The organism is Streptomyces sp. NBC_01267 (assembly GCF_036241575.1).
GTDB lineage: Bacteria > Actinomycetota > Actinomycetes > Streptomycetales > Streptomycetaceae > Streptomyces.
Map to the genome: position 1 here is coordinate 449,336 of NZ_CP108455.1, position 17,212 is coordinate 466,547.

The window sequence follows — 17,212 nt, forward strand, 5'->3', positions numbered from 1 at the left end:
AACAGAGAGGGGCTCAGCCCGCGAACCAGCGGACCGGTGCGGGCCGCAGGTTCTCGTAGATGTGCTTCGACTCGCGGTACTCGTCGAGGCCCGAGAGGCCCAGTTCCCGGCCGATGCCCGACTTGCCGAAGCCGCCCCACTCCGCCTGCGGGAGGTAGGGGTGGTAGTCGTTGATCCAGACGGTGCCGTGCCGCAGCCGGGCGGCGACGCGCCGGGCGCGGGCGGTGTCGCCCGACCAGACGGCGCCCGCCAGTCCGTACTCGGTGTCGTTGGCGAGGGCCACGGCCTCCTCCTCGTCGCGGAAGGACTCCACGGTCAGGATGGGGCCGAAGGTCTCCTCACGGACGACCTTCATCTCGCGGTGGCAGCCGTCCAGGACGGTGGGCAGGTAGAAGTAGCCGGTGGCGGGCCGCAGTTCGGACGGTTCCGGGCGCTGTCCGCCGCAGCGCAGCTTCGCGCCCTCGGCCAGCGCGGAGGCGACGTACGCCTCGACCTTGTCGAGCTGCTGCTGGGAGACCAGCGGTCCGCACTCGACGCCGTCGGCGGTGCCCCGGCCGAGCCTGATCTTCTCGGCGCGGTGGGCGAGTTCGGTGACGAAGCGGTCCTTGACGGACTCCTCGACGATGAGCCGGGCGCCTGCCGAGCAGACCTGGCCGCTGTGGATGAAGGCGGCGTTCAGGGCCTGGTCGACGGCGGTGTCGAAGCCGTCCTCGGTGGCGCAGGCGTCGGCGAAGACCACATTGGGGTTCTTGCCGCCCAGCTCCAGTGCGATCCGCTTCGCCCCGGCGACCGCGGACTGTGCGGCCCTGGTGCCGCTGGCCAGTCCGCCGGTGAAGGAGAACAGGTCGACCTGCGGGTGTTCGGCCAGCCGGGCGCCGACGGGGACGCCCGGTCCGGTGACGATGTTCGCCACTCCGGCGGGCAGACCGGCCTCCACCAGCAGCTTCACCAGGTGCACGGTGGACAGCGGGGTGACCTCGCTGGGCTTGACGACGAAGGTGTTGCCCGCCGCGAGAGCCGGTGCGATCTTCCAGCTGGCCTGCAGCAGGGGGTAGTTCCAGGGCGTGATGAGGGCGCAGACGCCGACCGGCTCGTGCACGACCACGCTGTGCACATCGGGCGATCCGGCGTCCACGACCCGGCCGCCGCTCTCGTTCGTCACCAGATCGGCGAAGTAACCGAAGGCGTTCGTGACGTCGTCGACGTCCACCCGGCCCTCTTCCAGGGTCTTGCCGGTGTCGCGGCTCTCGATGAGCGCGAGCTCCTCACGGTCCCGCTGCAGCAGTCCGGCGACCCGGCGGAGCAGGGCGGCGCGTTCGGCCACCGGGGTGCGCGGCCAGGTGCCCTGTCCGCCGTCGAAGGCGCGGTGCGCTGCCAGGACCGCGGCGTCGGCGTCCGCCGCGCCGCCCTCCGCCACGGTACGGAACGGCCGGGCATCGGCGGGGTCGAGAACCTCCCGTACGGCGCCGGATGCGGCGGCTCGCCACACCCCGTCTACATGAATGGTCTCTGCTGCCGACACGTTGTTCTGCCTTTCCTTACCCAGCACTTGCCACTGGTTCCGACCAGCGACTTGGTCACCTCCCCGATTGCTCTTTACCTATTCCTGAATGTCACCGGAAAGTGATCCGGCTCACCGAAAGAACGTACGGAACCGGTCCGGCCCGCCCCGGCGAACGCACTGGTGCGTGGCCGGCGGGCCTGACCTGCTCCGTCGTCAGGCCGTGTACAGCGGCCCGTTGTCGAGCCCCGTGGGGCCGTCCGACCGCAGTGCCCGCAGGAACCGCAGCTGCTCCAGGTCCTGGAAGTAGCCCCCTCCTTCGTGCCGGTTCCAGGGCCACACCCGGATGCTGCGCGGCCCCGCCCAGTGGTTGTACGCGGCGAAGACCGTCGACGGCGGGCAGATGTCGTCCATCAGCGCCACCGAGAACAGCGCGGGAACGTGCGCCCGCGCGGCGAAGTTGACCCCGTCGAAGTAGGACAGGGTCCGGAAGACCTGTTCCGCGGAGTCGCGGTGGGTCCGCAGATACGTCCAGATCTCGCGGTAGGCGTTGCCTTCCACCACGTCGAGTGCCCGTCGGAAGTGGCACAGGGACGGCTGGTCGACCAGGGCGGCGGTCACCCCGTCGGCCAGTGCCGATGCGGCGAGCGCGATGCCGCCGCCCTGGCTGCCGCCGGCGATGACGATGCGCTCGGGGTCGACCGACGGGTGGCTGCGGGCGGCGTCCACGGCGCGTACCGCGTCGGTGAAGACCCGGCGGTAGTAGTAGTCGGCCGGGTCCTGGATCCCGCGGGTGACCATGCCGGGCGACGACGAACCGGCGCTGCCGTGCGGGTCGCCGGTGGCACCGGGCTGCAGTGAGCCGCCCTGGCCGCGGGTGTCCATCAGCAGATGGGCGTACCCGGCGGACGGCCAGGTCAGCCACTCGTACGGGAAGCCGCGCCCGCCGCCGTAGCCGAGGAAGCCGACCACGCAGGGCAGTGGTCCGGTGGCGGAGGCGGGGACCAGCAGCCAGCCGGCCACCGGGTCGCCCCCGAAGCCGGGGAAGCTCACGTCGAAGACGTTCACCTCGGTCAGGCAGGCGTCGTACGGGGTGAAGACCGCGGGCCGGTCGTGACGGCGGGCCTCGGCGAGGGTTTCGGTCCAGAAGGCGTCGAAGTCCTCGGGTTCCTCCCGGTCCGGGAGGTAACTCCGCAGCTCCTCCAGGGGTTTGTCCATCAGCGGCACGGGGGCAGCTCCCCGGTTCCGGGGGTGGTGTGTTCCGGACGGGCCGGGTCGTGCGGGGGCGGATTCGGGTGCGCCCCGCGCTCGGCGCCCCGGACGGTGAGCTGGTCCGGTGCGTCCACCCGGGCCCGGCCCGCCGCGTCGAGCGATACGGACAGGGGGGCGCCGGCGACCTGGAAGCCGCTCAGGTCCAGCGGGCCCAGGCCGTCCGAGGCGTGCGGGGCCAGGCGCAGCGTGCCGCCGGGCACGTCCGCCTCCAGGCCGAGGGCCGCTTGGAGCAGCAGTACGACCGAGGCCGCCGACCAGGCCTGCGGGCGGCAGGACGCCGGGTAGGGCGCGGGGGAACTGTCGACGGCGGATCCGTGGCCCGCGAACAGTTCGGGGAGCCGGGCGTCGAAGGCCGCGGAGGCCTCGACCAGTCCGGCGGCCAACGAGGCGGCCTCGCGCGGGAATCCGGCCCTGACCAGGCCGTGCACCGCGATGGCGGTGTCGTGCGGCCAGATGGAACCGATGTGGTAGCCGAAGGGGTTGAACCCGGTGGAGTCGGTGCTGAGGGTCCGCAGTCCGAAGCCGGAGTCCAGCTCGGGTCCGGCGAGGCGGGCGGCGAGCAGGGCGCTCTCCTCCGGGTCGAGCAGCCCGGTGCCCAGGAGATGGCCGAAGCCCGAAGTGACCGCGTCCACCGGGCGCTTGTCGGCGTCCAGCGCCACCGCCGGGTAGCGGCCCGACGCGTCCTCGACCCAGAAGCTCTCCCGGAAGCGGACCCGCAGCCGGGCGGCCCACTCCTCCCAGCGTTCGGCGCCCGGCCGGTCGAAGGCACGGAGCAGCGCGGCCCCGGCGAGCGCGGCCTCGTAGCCGTACGCCTGCACCTCGCACAGCGCGATGGGGGCCTCGGCGAGGCGGCCGTCCCGCCAGCGGATGGAGTCGCCGGAGTCCTTCCAGCCCTGGTTGGCGAGGCCGTGGCCGGTGGTGTCGATGTATTCGAGCAGACCGTCCCCGTCGGCGTCGCCGTGGGTGGCGAGCCATTCCAGGGCGGCCTCCATGTGCGGCAGCAAGTCCCGTACCTGCTCGGGATCCAGACCCCAGCGCCAGGCGTCGTGCAGCAGGATCACCCAGAGGGGGGTGGCGTCCACGGTTCCGTAGTAGACCGGCGGCAGAACGGGTCCCTCTGCCAAGTCGCGTTCGTCGCGGCGGACTTCGTGCAGGATCTTGCCGGGCTGTTCCTCGGTGTCCGGGTCGGTGACCGCGCCCTGCCGCCGGGCGAGGGTGCGCAGGGTGCCCGCGGCCAGTTCGGTGCCGAGCGGCAGCAGCATCCGCGCGGCCCAGAGGGAGTCCCGCCCGAAGAGCGTGAGGAACCACGGGGAGCCGGCCGCGAGGAAGCGGTCACCCGGGTCGAGCGGGTCGGACAGCAGCAGCCGCCCCAGATCGTCCACGGACCGGGCGAGCAGCCGGTCCAGGCGCCGGTCGGCGCTGCGCAGTTCGACGGGCGACCACGGTACGGCGTCACGGGCCACGGCCGGGAACTGGTCCGGCTCCGCGTCGACGACGGTGCACTCGACGGACGTCCGCCAGGTACCGCCGGAAGGAATCGTCACCTGGTAGTGCAGCGCGCCGTCGGCGGGCTCGATCCGCGGGGACCCGGAAGCGGGGCGCAGCCGGACGGTGACCTCCCCGTCGCTCCAGGCCAGGCCGTCGCCCTCGGCACGGGCGGGCAGCGCGGGACGGGGCCGGCCTGCCTTGACGTCGGCCATCCGCGCCAGATCGGTCCCCGCGGTGAGGGTCATCGCGAACCGGACCTCCTGGAGCCCGGCGTTGGTGATCTCCACGTCCTCGCGCAGGGTGCCCGGGTCGACCGAGCGGCGGCGCAGGAGGGTGACCGCGGGGTCGGCGGTGTGCTCACCCACACCGCGCAGAACTGCCCGGAAGACGGTCTGCTCGGCGGATATCAGCACGGTGCCGACCGGTGCCAGCGGGATGTTCCGGACCTGGAGGGACAGCGTCGCGAGCATCCGGCGATCGCCGTGGAAGAACCCGTCGGCTCCGCCCGCGAAGTCCCCGTGCGACCTGGAGAGCACCAGGCTGGGGGCGTAGAGCGTGGTGCAGGTGTCATGCAGGAAGGGCTGCAGACCCTCGGTGACGACGTCCGTGGGCGGAGGGCCCCCGGCGGGGTGTCCCTGGACGGCCATGTTCACTGGGTGGCGCCTCTCGTTCATGGGATCGCGGTTGCGGACCGCGGATTTTGGATCGATCAAAATTCACCCTAGCCCTTGCCAAGCTGGTGTTGAAGAGAGTTTTATCGATCCATCGCAGATGCAGCGCCGCATTTCGAGTGGGCGGCGTACGGATGACGGAGGCTGTTGGTGGCACGTACAACCCCTGGTGGCGGGCGCGGAAACGCGCCGGTCACGCTGGCTCTGGTAGCCCAGCGCGCGGGAGTGTCCACGCAGACGGTCTCCAACGCGCTCAACTCCCCCGAGCTGCTGGCACCGAGGACACTGGAGCGGGTCCGGGCCGCGATCACCGAGCTGGACTACCGTCCGCACCAGGCCGCCCGCTCGCTGCGCACCCGTTCGAGCCGGCTGATCGGATACGGCATCCAGCCGACGCCACCGGGTCTGTCGACGCCCGTGCACGATCACTTCCTGCACGCACTGTCGGACTCGGCGGACAAGGCCGGGTACCGCATGCTGCTGTTCGCCGCCCCCATCGGCGGGGACGACGAGACCGAGCGTTACGACGATCTGCTGCGGGAACACTCGGTCGACGCCTTTGTGCTCAGCAACACCTACCGCGGCGACCGCCGGCACGCCTGGTTGCACAAACACGGCGTTCCCTTCGTCGCGTTCGGCCGGACCTGGGCCGCTCGCGACATCAGTGACTGGGTGGACGTCGACGGCGCCCACGGAACCGGGGCCGCGGTCGATCATCTGGTGGCCGCCGGTCACCGCAAGATCGCCTTCCTCGGCTGGCCGCGCGGTTCCGGTGTCGGCGACGACCGGGCCCGCGGCTGGCGGGAGGCGATGCGGCAGCACGGTCTGCCCGTACGCGAACTACGGGTGTCCTCGGTGGACGACGTGGACGCCGCACGGGACGCGGTGGGACCTGTCCTGACGCGTGCCACGGCGGTCGTCGCGGCCAGCGACACCCTGGCGCTGGGCTGCTACCGGGCGCTGCGCGACAGCGGCCGGAGTCCGGGCAGGGACGTGGCGGTGGTCGGCTTCGACGACTCCCCCGCCGCCGGTCTGCTCTCCCCGAGCCTCAGCAGCGTCCGCCAGCCGCTGGAGGAGGTCGGCCGGGCGTGCACCCGGCTGCTCATGTCCCGTATCAACGACCGGCGGGTCGAGCCGGAGCAGATCCTGCTGGCACCGGAACTGGTGGTCCGGGAGAGCTCTGCGACCACGCTCCGCCCGTAACGGCCCTTTGCCCCGCCCCCTTTCACTTTCACCCTCACCACCTTCACCTTCACCCTGCACGCCTCAGCTCCGCCTTCGGCGTCTCTCCGTCCCGTACAGAAAGCCCTGGAGAAAACGATGACAGTACGCAGAGCCGCGACCGCCACCGCTGTGTGCGGCGCGTTCCTGCTCACCGGGTGTTCGTCCAACTTCGGCAGCAACAGCAGCGCCGAACAGGACACCAAGAGCAAACAGAGCCTCAACGTGATGATCGGCTCCTCGGGCGACGCCGAGACGAAGGCCGTCAGGACAGCGGCTGCGGCCTGGGCGAAGAAGACCGGCAACACCGTCACGGTGGTGCCCGCCCAGAATCTGGACCAGCAGCTCGGCCAGGCGCTGGCGGGAGGCAAGCCGCCGGACGTCTTCTACGTGGGCTCGTCGGTCTTCGCCAACTACGCCAAGGGCAACTCGCTGTACGCCTACGGGGACCAGCTCGCGGACAAGGACGACTTCTCGGCGTCGCTGCGCAAGTCCTTCAGCTACGGCGGCAAGTTCATGTGCGCGCCCAAGGACAGCTCCACCCTGGCGCTGGCGGTCAACACCACGATGTGGAAGAATACCGGTCTCACCGAGGCCGACTACCCGAAGACCTGGGAGGACCTGGAGAAGACCGCCAGGAGGCTGACCACGAAGAAGGTCACCGGTCTGGTCGTGGACGGCTCGTACAACGAGCTCGGCGGCTTCCTCAAGCAGTCCGGCGGATGGATAACCGACGCCGGGCAGACCAAGGTGACCGCTGACAGCGCCGCCAACGTCAAGGCGCTGACGTACCTCAAGAAGCTGCTGGGCGAAGGCGTGCTGAAGTACCCCAAGCAGGTCGACACCGGCTGGGGCGGCGAGGCGCTCGGTACGCAGAAGGCCGCGATGACCATCGAGGGCAACTGGCTGACCGGGGCGATGAAGACGGACTACCCGTCCGTGGGCTACAAGGTCGTCGCCCTGCCCGAGGGGCCGTCCGGCAAGGGCACGCTGTCCTTCAGCACCTGCTGGGGCATCGCCAACAAGAGCTCCCACCACGCCGCCGCCGTGTCGCTGGTCAAGGCGCTCACCACCGCGGAGCAGCAGCTGTCCTTCGCCGATGCCTTCGGGGTCATGCCGTCGCGGGACAGCGCACTGGCCACCTTCAAGGAGAAGCACCCGCAGGACAAGGCGTTCAGCGACGGGGCGGCGTACGCGCAGGGCCCGGTCACCGTTCCCGGGTTCACCAAGGTGCTGACCCAGTTCGACACCGATCTGGCCGGGCTGGCGACCGCCGATCCCAAGAAGATCCTTTCCGACCTGCAGACCAATGGTGAGCAGGTACTCAAGGGCGGCAACTGACCCGTCTGCAGCACCTGGTTCCACTTGATGTCGCACGACGCCCGCCGGGCCCCACCGGCGGGCGCAGGAGGAGAGAACAATGAGCCAGCACGGCAACGGCGCCGTCGCGGTGCCGGTGGGGGCCGGAGGTGCCGGCGCCGGACCGGCCGGCCGCGCCCGCGGCGCCGGAACGCAGCGCGGACGCCGCGGCCCCGGGGGTCGCCGAGGCACCGGTATCAAGGGCCGCCAGGGAATGTGGGGGTGGCTGTTCGTCAGCCCCATGGTGATCGTCCTCGGGCTGTTCCTGCTGCTGCCCATCGGGATGGCCCTGTGGGTGAGCATGCTGCACTGGGACGGGCAGTCGAACCCGTTCAGCGGCGCCGCCGACTTCGTAGGAGTGCACAACTACACCGATCTGCTGACCCGCGAGGGGCAGGACCGGAAACTGTTCATGACGTCGGTACGCAACAACCTGTACTACGTCCTGCTGGTGGTGCCGTTGCAGACGGCCCTCTCGCTGGGGCTGGCCATCGCCGTCAACAGCCGCCGGATCAAGGGGAAAGGGTTGTTCCGGACCGTCTTCTACTTCCCCTCGGTGACCAGTTCCATCGCCATCTCGACCGTCTTCCTCTTCCTGTTCCAGGGCAGCGGCGCGGTGAACGCGCTGCTGAAGTGGGTCGGCATCACCGGACCGAAGTGGTTCACCGACGCCCACGGCCTGGTGTGGAGCCTGCTCGGCATGCTCGGCATCGTCGACCCCGACAGGCCGGTGCCCGCGCTCGCGGCCCACGGATTCCTGGGACTGTCCTGGTGGGACTGGCTGTCCGGGCCGTCCATCGCGATGTGCACCATCATCGTGCTGGCGGTGTGGACCACCTCGGGCACCTACATGCTGATCTTCCTCGCCGCGCTCCAGGACGTCCCCGCCGAGTTGGAGGAGGCGGCGCTGCTGGACGGCGCCAGCCGCTGGCAGTCCTTCCGCAACGTCACGCTCCCGGCCCTCAGGCCGGTGCTGTTCCTGGTGGTCACCCTCGGACTGATCGGCTCCTGGCAGGTCTTCGACGCGGTCTACGTGATGAGCCAGGGCGCACCCGCCAACACCACGCTCACCCCCGCGTTCCTCTCGTACACCGCCGGATTCCAGGATGCCGACTACGGGCGCGCGGCAGCGATCGCCTTCATCCTGCTGGCGATCATCCTGGCGATGACCGTGGTGCAGCGCGTGCTGCTCCGCGACCGCGACGCGGCCGGCACCGGTACGCGTGGCCGGTTCCCCCGCAGGAGGACCTCATGAGCAGCCGGACCACCACCACGGCCCGTCGCCGTCCGACCGGCGGTACGGGGGACCGCACCGTGCGCACGGTCGTGTACCTGCTGCTCGCCGGTGTCGGGCTGATGTACCTGCTGCCGTTCGTCATCCAGGTCGTGACGTCCCTCAAGACCGATCCGGACGCTGCCGCGCATCCGCTGTCGCTCCTGCCGGACCCGTTCTCGCTGAATTCCTACCGGCGGCTGTTCGGGCTGGGCGGGACCGGCGACGCCGTGCCGTTCACCCGGTGGCTGGCGAACTCCGCACTGGTCACCCTCTTCATCACCGCCGGGCGGGTCTTCTTCGACTCGCTGGCCGGGTACGCGCTGGCCCGGCTGGACTTCCGCGGGCGCGCCCTGCTCTTCAACGGGCTGCTCGCGGTGATGTCGGTGCCCGGTGTGGTGCTGCTGATCCCCAAGTTCCTGGTCCTCAACCAGCTGGGCATCTTCGACAGTTACGCCGGCATGGTGATCCCGTTGCTGGTGGACGGGGCCGGCGTGTTCATCATGCGGCAGTTCTTCGTGTCGGTCCCCAGGGAGGTGGAGGAGGCGGCCAGGATCGACGGGGCGAGCATCTTCCGTACGTTCTGGTCGGTGGTCCTGCCGATGGCGAGGCCCGCGCTAATCACCCTGACGATCCTCTCGTTCCAGGGTTCGTGGAACGAGTTCACCCACTTCCTGGTGGCCACCCAGTCCCCGCAGTACGAGACGCTGACGACCGGTCTGGCACATCTCGTCTCGGGCAGCCTGAGCGCGGGCACCCAGTACCCGCTCAAGCTCACCGCGGCGCTGCTCGCGACCGTCCCGGTGGCCGTGCTGTTCTTCGCCTTCCAGCGGCACTTCGTGCGCAGCGCGAACTCCGGAGCGGTCAAACAGTGACAGTGGCCGGGAAGTAGCAGCGGTCAGGGAGGAGCAGCGGACCGGCGGTGACACCGGTCGGGGAGGAGCACCGGGCGCCCGGAGCGCCCCTCACTTCTCGGCGGACGCCCCCACCTGACGGGGGGCGTCCGCCGTTTCCGTATCCGCCGCCCGACCGGTCCGGTACGCCGCCCGTCCCCCCGAGACCGCTGCCCGCCCGCCGTTGTGGAGCTCGAAGCGCAGGTCCGGGGAGGCTGCTGCGTCGGTGGGCTCCCAGGTGTGTGCCGTGAGGAGGTCGCCCGGGAAGACGGGGGCGGCGAACCGCCCTTCCAGCCGGACCAGGTCGGCCGGATGGGCGCCGGCGTACCGGGCGAGCGGAAGTGTCGCCGCGGCGAGCGAGCACAGACCGTGCAGGAACGGCCGCGGCTGCCCGGCCGCGCGGGCCGCCTCCGGGTCGATGTGCATGGCGTGGCGGTCGCCGAGCAGACGGTAGAGCGCCGCCTGGTTCGGCGCCGTCGCCACCTCGGTCCGGTGGTCCGTCGGCCCCGGCGGGACGGCCGGCGCCGACGGTCCGCGTTCGCCGCCGAACCCGCCGCGGCCCGGCGCGAAGAGGGACCAGGTCGCTACGGAGAAGTCGCTGACCACCACGACGTCGAACACCGCGGCCGAGCCCTTGTCCCACACGTCCCCGACGTACGCCCGCATCGCCACCTTCCCGGCACGCGGCAGCGGAGCCAGCACCTCCAGCCGCTGGGCGCCGTGCACCGCGGTGCGGATGTCGAACGCGCCCAGCGCGCCCAGCGCGTCGGGGGCCCACTGGGCCAGGGTGAGGGCGAACGTCGGCAGCACCCTGAGGCGCTCCTCGAAGACCAGGTCCAGGTCGGTGGCGTCCGCGCCGATCGCCAGGGCGTAGAGGATCGCGTCGCTCTCCTCGTACGAGACGGTGCGCTCCCCCAGCGGACGGCCCCGCCAGGCACCCGCCCCGGTCCCTTCCGGCGCGCTCACCCGGCCGCGCCCAGGACGAGGCCGCTGGTGGGTACGCCGGTGCCCGCGGTCACCAGCACATGGCCCACGTCCGGTGGCTGGTTGACGGAGGTGCGGCGGATGAGGCGGACCGCCTCGGCGATGCCGTTCATCCCGTGCAGATAGGCCTCACCGAGCTGGCCGCCGTGGGTGTTGGTGGGCAGCAGGCCACCGATTTCCAGGTGCCCGTCGGCGATGAAGTCCTTCGCCTCGCCGGGCGCGCAGAACCCCAGTTCCTCCAGTTGCGGGAGGACCAGCGGGGTGAAGTGGTCGTAGAGGACGGCGGCGTCCATGTCGGCGGGGCCGAGGCCGCTCTGGGCGTAGAGCTGTTCGCCGACCAGACCCATCTCGGGGATGGCTGCGGCCCCGGTCCGGTAGTAGCTGGTCATCATGTGCTGGTCGCGTCCCGATCCCTGTGCCGCGCCGAGGACCTGGGCCGGGGGATGCGGCAGGTCGCGGGCGCGCTCGGCCGACACCAGGACGAGCGCCTGGCCGCCGTCGGTCTCCTGGCAGCAGTCGAGCAGCCGCAGCGGTTCGGCGATCCAGCGGGAGGCCTGGTGGTCCGCCAGGGTGATGGGTCGGCCGTGGAACCAGGCCGCCGGGTTCGTCGCCGCGTGCTTGCGGTCCACGACGGCGACCCGGCCGAAGTCCTCGCTGGTGGCGCCGTATTCGTACATGTAGCGGCGGGCGAACATCGCCACCCACTGGGCGGGGGTGCTCAGGCCGTGCGGTGTCATCCAGGAGTACGCGGCCCGGTCGGCGCCGGTGTCCATGGCCCGGTCGGCCTGGCCGAGCCCGTAGCGCTCGCCGGAGCGTTCGTTGAACGCCCGGTAACAGACCACGACTTCGGCCACCCCGGTGGCGATGGCCATGGCGGCCTGCTGCACCGTTCCGCACGCGGCCCCGCCGCCGTAGCCGACGCGGGAGAAGAACTTCAGCTCTCCCATGCCGGTGTTGCGGGCGATGTGGATCTCGGAACTGGTGTCGGAGGTGAAGGTCACGAGCCCGTCGACGTCGGACGGTGTGAGCCCCGCGTCCGCGACGGCGGCGAGCACGGCCTCGCAGGCGAGCCGCAGTTCGCTGCGCCCGGACTTCTTGGAGAACTCGGTCGCGCCGATACCGGCGATGGCGGCGGCGCCGGACAGGGCGTTCATCGGGATTCCTCCTGCGCGAACTGGACGACGACGGTGCCGGTGACATGGCTGCCCAGGCGGTTGTCACCGCGGACCCGGATCTCGGCCCGGCCCGCGTCCACGGCGGTCACGGTGCCGCTGAGGACCATCGTGTCGCCGGGGTGGTTGGGGACGCCCAGCCGGATGCGGATCGCTTTGACGACGGCGGACGGTCCGGCCCACGCGCTGACGAACCGGTCGACCAGGCCGTTGGTGGTCAGGATGTTCATGAAGATGTCCGCCGACCCTCGCTCGACGGCCGAATCCGGGTCGTGGTGCACGTCCTGGAAGTCGCGGCTCGCGAGGGCGGTGGCCACGATCATCGTCCGGGTGAGCGGAACCGACAGCTCGGGGAGGGTGTCGCCGACGGCCGGCCCGGTTCGGGCGCGGGCCGTCACGGCGTCACCGGTCCGCCGCCGGCGAGTTCGGCGCCGAGCTGCGCGAGGGTGGCCCCCGCGCCGCCGAGGGTGCCCGCGATCTGCCTGCCCCACAGGAAGTGCCGGTGCACCGGGTAGTCGGTGTCGACGCCGATCCCGCCGTGCACGTGCTGCACCCGGTGGACCACGTTCAGGCCCGCCTCGTTCGCCCACCACCGTGCCACCAGCACCGCCCGCGCGGCTTCCGCGCCCGCCTCCAGGTCGGAGACCGCCTGCCAGTGGGTCACCCGCATCGCGTCGATGTCGATGTAGCAGTCGGCGAGCTGGTGCTGCACGGCCTGGAAGGTCGCCAGCGGCCTGCCGAACTGCTCCCGCTCACTGAGATAGGTGGCGGCATGTGCCAACGCACCCTGTGCGACGCCCAGTTGGACGGCGGAGAGGGCGACGGACGCGCGGTCGAGCAGCCACTCCAGCACACCGGTTCCGGGGGTGCCCACGGCCTGCGCGGCGGCGTCGTCCAGGACGAGATGCCCGCTGAGGTCGTACGTCGTGGTCTCGGCGGCCTCCCAGCGGGCCCCCTCGGTGTCCGTCTCGACCAGGAAGAGCCCGGTGCCCTGCTCGGCGGTGGCCGCGACCAGGACGTGCCCGGCCCCGAACGGTGAGGGGACAGCGGCCTTCGTCCCGGTCAGCCGCCAGGCCGCCGGTCCGTCGCCGTCCACCGGGACGGCCCGCGCCCGGCACGCGGGGTGGGCCGCGTCCGCCGGACCGAACTCCTCCAGTGCGACGGTGAGCCGTCCGCTCCCGTCCACGGCCCCCGGCAACAGCGCGGCCCGCTGCCCGGGGGTGCCGTGCGCGGCGACCGCCAGGGCGCCGACCCCGGCCGACCACAGCGGTACGGGTGCGACACGGCGTCCCTGCTCCTCCAGGAGCACGCTGAACGCGCCGAGTCCGAGGCCCGCCCCGCCCGCGTCCACGGGCAGCACGATGCCCAGCAGCCCGGCCTTCGCCAGCTGCGCCCACAGCTCCGGGTCGGTACGGTCCGGCCCGCTCTCCACCTCACGCAGCCGGGCGGAGGTGGCCCGGTCGGTGAAGATCTCGGCCGCGAGGTCGCGGACCGCCAGCAGTTCCTCGTCGAGCGTGAAGTCCATCAGTGTGCTTCCTCCTGCGCGAGCGGCCGGAACACCGGCAGTGACAGCTCCGGATCGGGGTCGGTCCAGTCGAGTACGACGTCCATGCCGACGTGCACGCCGGACGGTTCGACACCCGTCAGGCCGGCGATCAGCCGGGTGCCCTCGGTGAGTTCGACGACCGCCACGACCAGGGGGAAGTCGAACGCGGGGTGGCGGGGGTGGTGGTTGACGGTGAAGCTGTGGACGGTTCCGCCGCCCGCGGCCCCGACGGTGTCCCAGTCGAAGGAGTGGCAGTCCGGGCAGCAGGGCCCGGTCGGATGGCGCAGGGCACCGCAGCCCGTGCAGCGCTGGATGACCAGCCGGTGTTCCCGGGCGGCAGCGAACCAGAAGGCGTTGTCGCTGTTGAGCGCGGGCCGCGGGCGCAGCGCGGGCGGCTCCTGGGCCTGCGTGTTCCGCGGCCGGAACCGCAGGGTGCGCCAGCGCTGGGTGGCGACGGTCCCGCCCTGCGCGTCGGTGTACGTCTTCAGGGTGGTGACGAACCGGCCCTCGCCCAGCGCGGTGGTCTTCTGCGGGGAGATCGCCTCGACGACCTCGGTCACGGAGATGTGGTCGCCCGGGACCAGTTCGCGGAAGAACTCCAGCTCGGAGTCGGTCGCCACCACCGAGGTGTATCCGCCTTCGGCGAGCAGCCCGGTCAGTTCACCGAAGGCTCCCTGGTCACCGGCGGCTGTGGCGGCGGCGTAGCCGGGCATGGTCCATGCCTGGATCATCGAGGCGGGGGCGACCACGCCGGGGCGGCCGGCGGCCCGCGCCGCTGCGTCGTCCAGATGCACGCGATTGCTGTCGCCCATCGCCTCGGCCCAGTGCCGGATCATCGGTACGTTGACCGGGTCGGGTCCGGGTGTCACCGGCCGCAGTTCGCGTCCGGTGAAGGCCTGGAGCCGCTTCTCGTACACGTCGCTCATGCGCTCCTCCTCCGCCGCGGCAGGCCCAGGCCGTTGGTGGCGACCAGGTCGCGGAGAATTTCGTTCACACCGCCGCCGAAGGTGTTCACGATGCCCTGCCGGGAGAGCTGTTCGACCTGTCCCGACAGAGCGGCGCCGGGTGACTCGGGGCGGATCCGGCCGGCCGCGCCGAGGATGCCGGTGAGGGTGCGCTGTACGTCGACGTGCGTCTCGGTGCCGTACGCCTTGGCCGCGCCCGCGTCGGCGCCGGACAGGGTGGAGCGGGCGACCTCGCCCGTCATCTTCCAGTTCATCAGGCGCATCGCCTCCAGCTTGGCGTAGCTGCGGGCGAAGTCCCGCTGGACCCAAGGGAGTTCGGCGAGGCCGTTCTCCTTGGCCCACTCCAGGGTCTGCTCCCACAGGTCGATGGTCCGGCCGCCGAGCGCGGCGAGTCCGATGCGCTCGTGGTTGAGCTGTGTGGTGATCAGCTGCCAGCCGCCGTTCACCTCGCCGACCACATGGCCCGCTGGGACCCGGACGCCGCTGTAGTAGGTGGCGGTCACCAGCAGGCCGCCGACCGTGCGGATCGGGCTCCAGGAGAACCCCGGGTCGGTGGTCGGGACGGTGAGGACGGAGATGCCCCGGTGCTTGGGCGCGCCGGGGTCGGTGCGGCAGGCGAGCCAGATGTGGTCGGCGGTGTTGGCGCCGCTGGTGAAGATCTTGCTGCCGTCGATGACGAAGTCGTCGCCGTCCCGTACGGCCCGGGTGGTCAGCGAGGCGAGGTCGGTCCCGGCGCCGGGTTCCGTGTAGCCGATGGCGAAGACGATGTCGCCGGAGAGGATGCCGGGCAGGAACTTCTTCTTCTGTTCGGGGGTGCCGTACGCCATCAGCGTCGGGCCGACCGTGTTGACGGTGACGAACGGGAACGGCAGCCCGGCCCGTTGCACCTCGTCGAAGAACACGTACTGCTCCGCCACGGAGCGGCCCTGACCGCCGTACTCCTCGGGCCAGCCGATGCCGAGCCAGCCGTCGGCGCCGAGCCTGGCAACCACCTCGCGGAAGCGGTCGCCGCCGACTCCCGCCTCGCCGGCCCGGCGTCGCTCGTCGGCCGGGAGCAGTCCGGCGAAGTACGTCCGCAGCTCCTCGCGGAGCCGGCGGTGCGCTGGTGTCTCGCGCAGGTCCATGGATGTGCTCTCAATCTGGTGCGGCCCCCAGGGGCCGGGAAGGGCGGGCTACGGAAGGAAGCGCCGGCGGCCGTACAGCAGGAACTCCTCGCGCAGCCGCTGCTTGTCCTCGCCGGTCATCAGGGCGTACGCGGGCCGGTCGCGGCCCGCCCAGCGGTGCACCGGGTCGTCGGTGTGCCAGCCGACGAGCTGCATCTCCTTCTTGCGGAGCTTGTTGGAGCCCGTCGTGGGCAGCTCGGTGGAGAGCCTGACGAAGCGTGGTGCGCTCTTCGTGCCGAGGTCGTCCTGCCGGTCCAGGAACTCCGGCAGCCGCAGGTCCTCGAAGGCGGTGCCTTCGGCGACTTCCAGCGCGGCCATCACCTGGTCGCCGGAGCGGGGGTCGGGGACGCCGAACACCGCTGCGGCGAGGACCTGGGGGTGGCGGCGCAGGATGCGTTCGACGAGCAGGGCGGAGGTGTTCTCCCCGTCGGCGCGTATCCAGTCGCCGGAGCGGCCCGCGAAGTACAGACAGCCGTCGGGGTCGAGGTAGCCGAGGTCTCCGGTCCAGTACCAGCCGTTGCGGACGCGTTCGGCGTTCGCCGCGTCGTTCTTGTAGTAGCCCTCGAACTTGGCCGCGCCGTGCCGGTCGACGATCTCGCCGATCGCCTCCTCGGCGTTGGTGACGCGGCCGTACGCGTCGAGCAGGGCCGGCGGGCGGACCTCGAAGGTCTCGGGGTTCACGACCGCCACCCCGTCGTGGGCGGGGCGGCCCAGTGCGCCCGGCGGGGCGTCGGGGTCGAGGCGGATCATGCCGCTGCCCTCGCTGGATCCGTACCCCTCGAAGAGCCGCGCCCCGAACCGGCGCCGGAAGGCCGCCTGGTCCTCCGGGGAGGCCTCGGTGCCGAAGCCGTGGGTCAGCGGGTTGTCGTGGTCGTCGGGGCTCTCCGGGGTGCCGAGCAGATAGCCGATCGCCTTGCCGACATAGGTGAAGTAGGTCGCGCCGTGGAAGCGTACGTCGGGCAGGAAACCCGATGCGGAGAACTTCGGTACGAGTGCGACGCACGCGCCCGCGGCCAGCGACGGCGCCCAGAGGGCCATCAGCGCGTTGCCGTGGAAGAGCGGCATGCAGCAGTAACTGATGTCGTCCCGGCCGATGTCGTACTTGGCGCTGTTGGAGTGGCCGAGGGCCGCGAGCCGCCCCTGGGAACAGCTCGCCGCCTTGGACGCCCCCGTGGTGCCCGAGGTGAAGAGCAGCAGCATCCGGGTGTCCGGTGCGATGTCCGGGGCCTTCCGCGGGGCTGCCGGAGTGAGCGTCCGGGCGGTGTACGACGCGTCATCGACCAGCAGGAAGCGGTCGGGCGGAACCCCGGTGTCCAGCCCGTCGAGGAGTTCCTGGCCGGCCCGGTCGGTGATCAGCAGCTGGCAGTCGGTGTGCCGGACCTCCTGTTCCAGATCGGGGCCGCGCCGGGTGGAGTTGATCCCGACGACGGTCGCGCCGCTCAGCGCCGCGCCGCCGAGCCAGAACAGGAACTCGGGGACGTTGGCCAGCAGGATCCCGATGTGGAAGGGGCCTTCGGTCCGCAGCTCCGTGGCGAGTGCGGCGCGGGCCGCGCTCTCCTTCACCACGTCGTCCCAGGTCCAGGTCCGTTCGCGGGTCCGCAGCCCGGGACGGTTGTCGCCGAGCCGGTCGAGCAGCAGGTCGGCGATCGTGTCGTGCTGCACCCTTCTGTCTCCTTCCTCTGCCTTCGCTGTCCGCCGTGGGGG

At 71.5% G+C, this 17,212-nt stretch carries 14 protein-coding genes; 4 read left to right on the forward strand and 10 right to left on the reverse strand.

The genetic code is table 11. The features are described 5' to 3' along the window. Positions 1-13: 13 nt before the first annotated feature. The 3 genes from OG709_RS02220 to OG709_RS02230 all read right to left on the reverse strand — a co-directional run bounded on the left by OG709_RS02220 (position 14) and on the right by OG709_RS02230 (position 4,908). Positions 14-1,522 carry an aldehyde dehydrogenase family protein gene (locus OG709_RS02220; protein WP_329164569.1) on the reverse strand — a complete coding sequence of 503 codons (1,509 nt, stop codon included), beginning with the start codon at positions 1,520-1,522 and terminating at the stop codon, positions 14-16. Positions 1,523-1,717: 195 nt separating this feature from the next. Continuing rightward, complete coding sequence (locus tag OG709_RS02225; protein WP_266644511.1) at positions 1,718-2,728, reverse strand: acetylxylan esterase; 1,011 nt, start codon at positions 2,726-2,728, stop codon at positions 1,718-1,720. Next, a complete protein-coding gene (locus tag OG709_RS02230) occupies positions 2,719-4,908 on the reverse strand; it encodes a glycogen debranching N-terminal domain-containing protein (protein ID WP_266644509.1) in 2,190 nt (729 codons plus the stop codon). Before OG709_RS02230 ends, OG709_RS02225 begins: the two co-directional genes overlap by 10 nt. A 174-nt stretch (positions 4,909-5,082) precedes the next feature. Between OG709_RS02230 and OG709_RS02235 the strand changes: the two genes are divergently transcribed. The 4 genes from OG709_RS02235 (at position 5,083) to OG709_RS02250 (ending at position 9,660) form a co-directional block, all read left to right on the forward strand. Next, entirely contained in the window at positions 5,083-6,135 is a 1,053-nt protein-coding gene (locus tag OG709_RS02235; protein ID WP_250300009.1) for a LacI family DNA-binding transcriptional regulator, read from the forward strand. Positions 6,136-6,252: 117 nt separating this feature from the next. Beyond that, on the forward strand, positions 6,253-7,494 hold the full coding sequence (locus tag OG709_RS02240) for a sugar ABC transporter substrate-binding protein (RefSeq protein ID WP_329164572.1): 1,242 nt from the start codon (positions 6,253-6,255) through the stop codon (positions 7,492-7,494). A gap of 79 nt (positions 7,495-7,573) precedes the next feature. Beyond that, positions 7,574-8,767, forward strand: a complete 1,194-nt coding sequence (locus tag OG709_RS02245; RefSeq protein ID WP_250300017.1) for a carbohydrate ABC transporter permease — start codon at positions 7,574-7,576, stop codon at positions 8,765-8,767. Then, on the forward strand, positions 8,764-9,660 hold the full coding sequence (locus tag OG709_RS02250; protein ID WP_250300023.1) for a carbohydrate ABC transporter permease: 897 nt from the start codon (positions 8,764-8,766) through the stop codon (positions 9,658-9,660). Before OG709_RS02245 ends, OG709_RS02250 begins: the two co-directional genes overlap by 4 nt. A gap of 90 nt (positions 9,661-9,750) precedes the next feature. On the opposite strand, the gene OG709_RS02255 is transcribed toward OG709_RS02250, so the two are convergent. From OG709_RS02255 to OG709_RS02285, 7 genes are read right to left on the reverse strand one after another with little or no spacing between them, the layout of a single operon-like run. Further along, positions 9,751-10,644, reverse strand: a complete 894-nt coding sequence (locus tag OG709_RS02255) for a MaoC/PaaZ C-terminal domain-containing protein (RefSeq protein ID WP_250300027.1) — start codon at positions 10,642-10,644, stop codon at positions 9,751-9,753. Beyond that, the gene (locus tag OG709_RS02260) at positions 10,641-11,816 is read right to left on the reverse strand and encodes a lipid-transfer protein (protein WP_250300031.1); all 1,176 of its coding nucleotides are present in this window, start codon (positions 11,814-11,816) and stop codon (positions 10,641-10,643) included. The genes OG709_RS02255 and OG709_RS02260 overlap by 4 nt, the downstream gene beginning before the upstream one ends. After that, complete coding sequence (locus tag OG709_RS02265) at positions 11,813-12,232, reverse strand: MaoC family dehydratase (RefSeq protein ID WP_374211246.1); 420 nt, start codon at positions 12,230-12,232, stop codon at positions 11,813-11,815. The genes OG709_RS02260 and OG709_RS02265 overlap by 4 nt, the downstream gene beginning before the upstream one ends. Continuing rightward, a complete protein-coding gene (locus OG709_RS02270) occupies positions 12,229-13,359 on the reverse strand; it encodes an acyl-CoA dehydrogenase family protein (protein ID WP_266644506.1) in 1,131 nt (376 codons plus the stop codon). Before OG709_RS02270 ends, OG709_RS02265 begins: the two co-directional genes overlap by 4 nt. After that, the gene (locus OG709_RS02275; RefSeq protein WP_250300041.1) at positions 13,359-14,306 is read right to left on the reverse strand and encodes a bifunctional MaoC family dehydratase N-terminal/OB-fold nucleic acid binding domain-containing protein; all 948 of its coding nucleotides are present in this window, start codon (positions 14,304-14,306) and stop codon (positions 13,359-13,361) included. The genes OG709_RS02270 and OG709_RS02275 overlap by 1 nt, the downstream gene beginning before the upstream one ends. Further along, positions 14,303-15,469: an acyl-CoA dehydrogenase family protein gene (locus tag OG709_RS02280; protein ID WP_250300051.1), complete on the reverse strand. Its 1,167-nt coding sequence runs from the start codon at positions 15,467-15,469 to the stop codon at positions 14,303-14,305. The genes OG709_RS02275 and OG709_RS02280 overlap by 4 nt, the downstream gene beginning before the upstream one ends. A gap of 48 nt (positions 15,470-15,517) precedes the next feature. Beyond that, entirely contained in the window at positions 15,518-17,170 is a 1,653-nt protein-coding gene (locus tag OG709_RS02285) for an AMP-binding protein (protein WP_266644504.1), read from the reverse strand. Positions 17,171-17,212: the final 42 nt, after the last annotated feature.

Bases quoted from the DNA above. Each gene is read 5' to 3' on its own strand.
- OG709_RS02280 (WP_250300051.1), bottom strand. From the start codon at position 15,469: ATGGACCTGCGCGAGACACCAGCGCACCGCCGGCTCCGCGAGGAGCTG.
- OG709_RS02275 (WP_250300041.1), bottom strand. From the start codon at position 14,306: ATGAGCGACGTGTACGAGAAGCGGCTCCAGGCCTTCACCGGACGCGAA.
- OG709_RS02270 (WP_266644506.1), bottom strand. From the start codon at position 13,359: ATGGACTTCACGCTCGACGAGGAACTGCTGGCGGTCCGCGACCTCGCG.
- OG709_RS02250 (WP_250300023.1), top strand. From the start codon at position 8,764: ATGAGCAGCCGGACCACCACCACGGCCCGTCGCCGTCCGACCGGCGGT.
- OG709_RS02245 (WP_250300017.1), top strand. From the start codon at position 7,574: ATGAGCCAGCACGGCAACGGCGCCGTCGCGGTGCCGGTGGGGGCCGGA.
- OG709_RS02260 (WP_250300031.1), bottom strand. From the start codon at position 11,816: ATGAACGCCCTGTCCGGCGCCGCCGCCATCGCCGGTATCGGCGCGACC.
- OG709_RS02240 (WP_329164572.1), top strand. From the start codon at position 6,253: ATGACAGTACGCAGAGCCGCGACCGCCACCGCTGTGTGCGGCGCGTTC.
- OG709_RS02230 (WP_266644509.1), bottom strand. From the start codon at position 4,908: ATGGCCGTCCAGGGACACCCCGCCGGGGGCCCTCCGCCCACGGACGTC.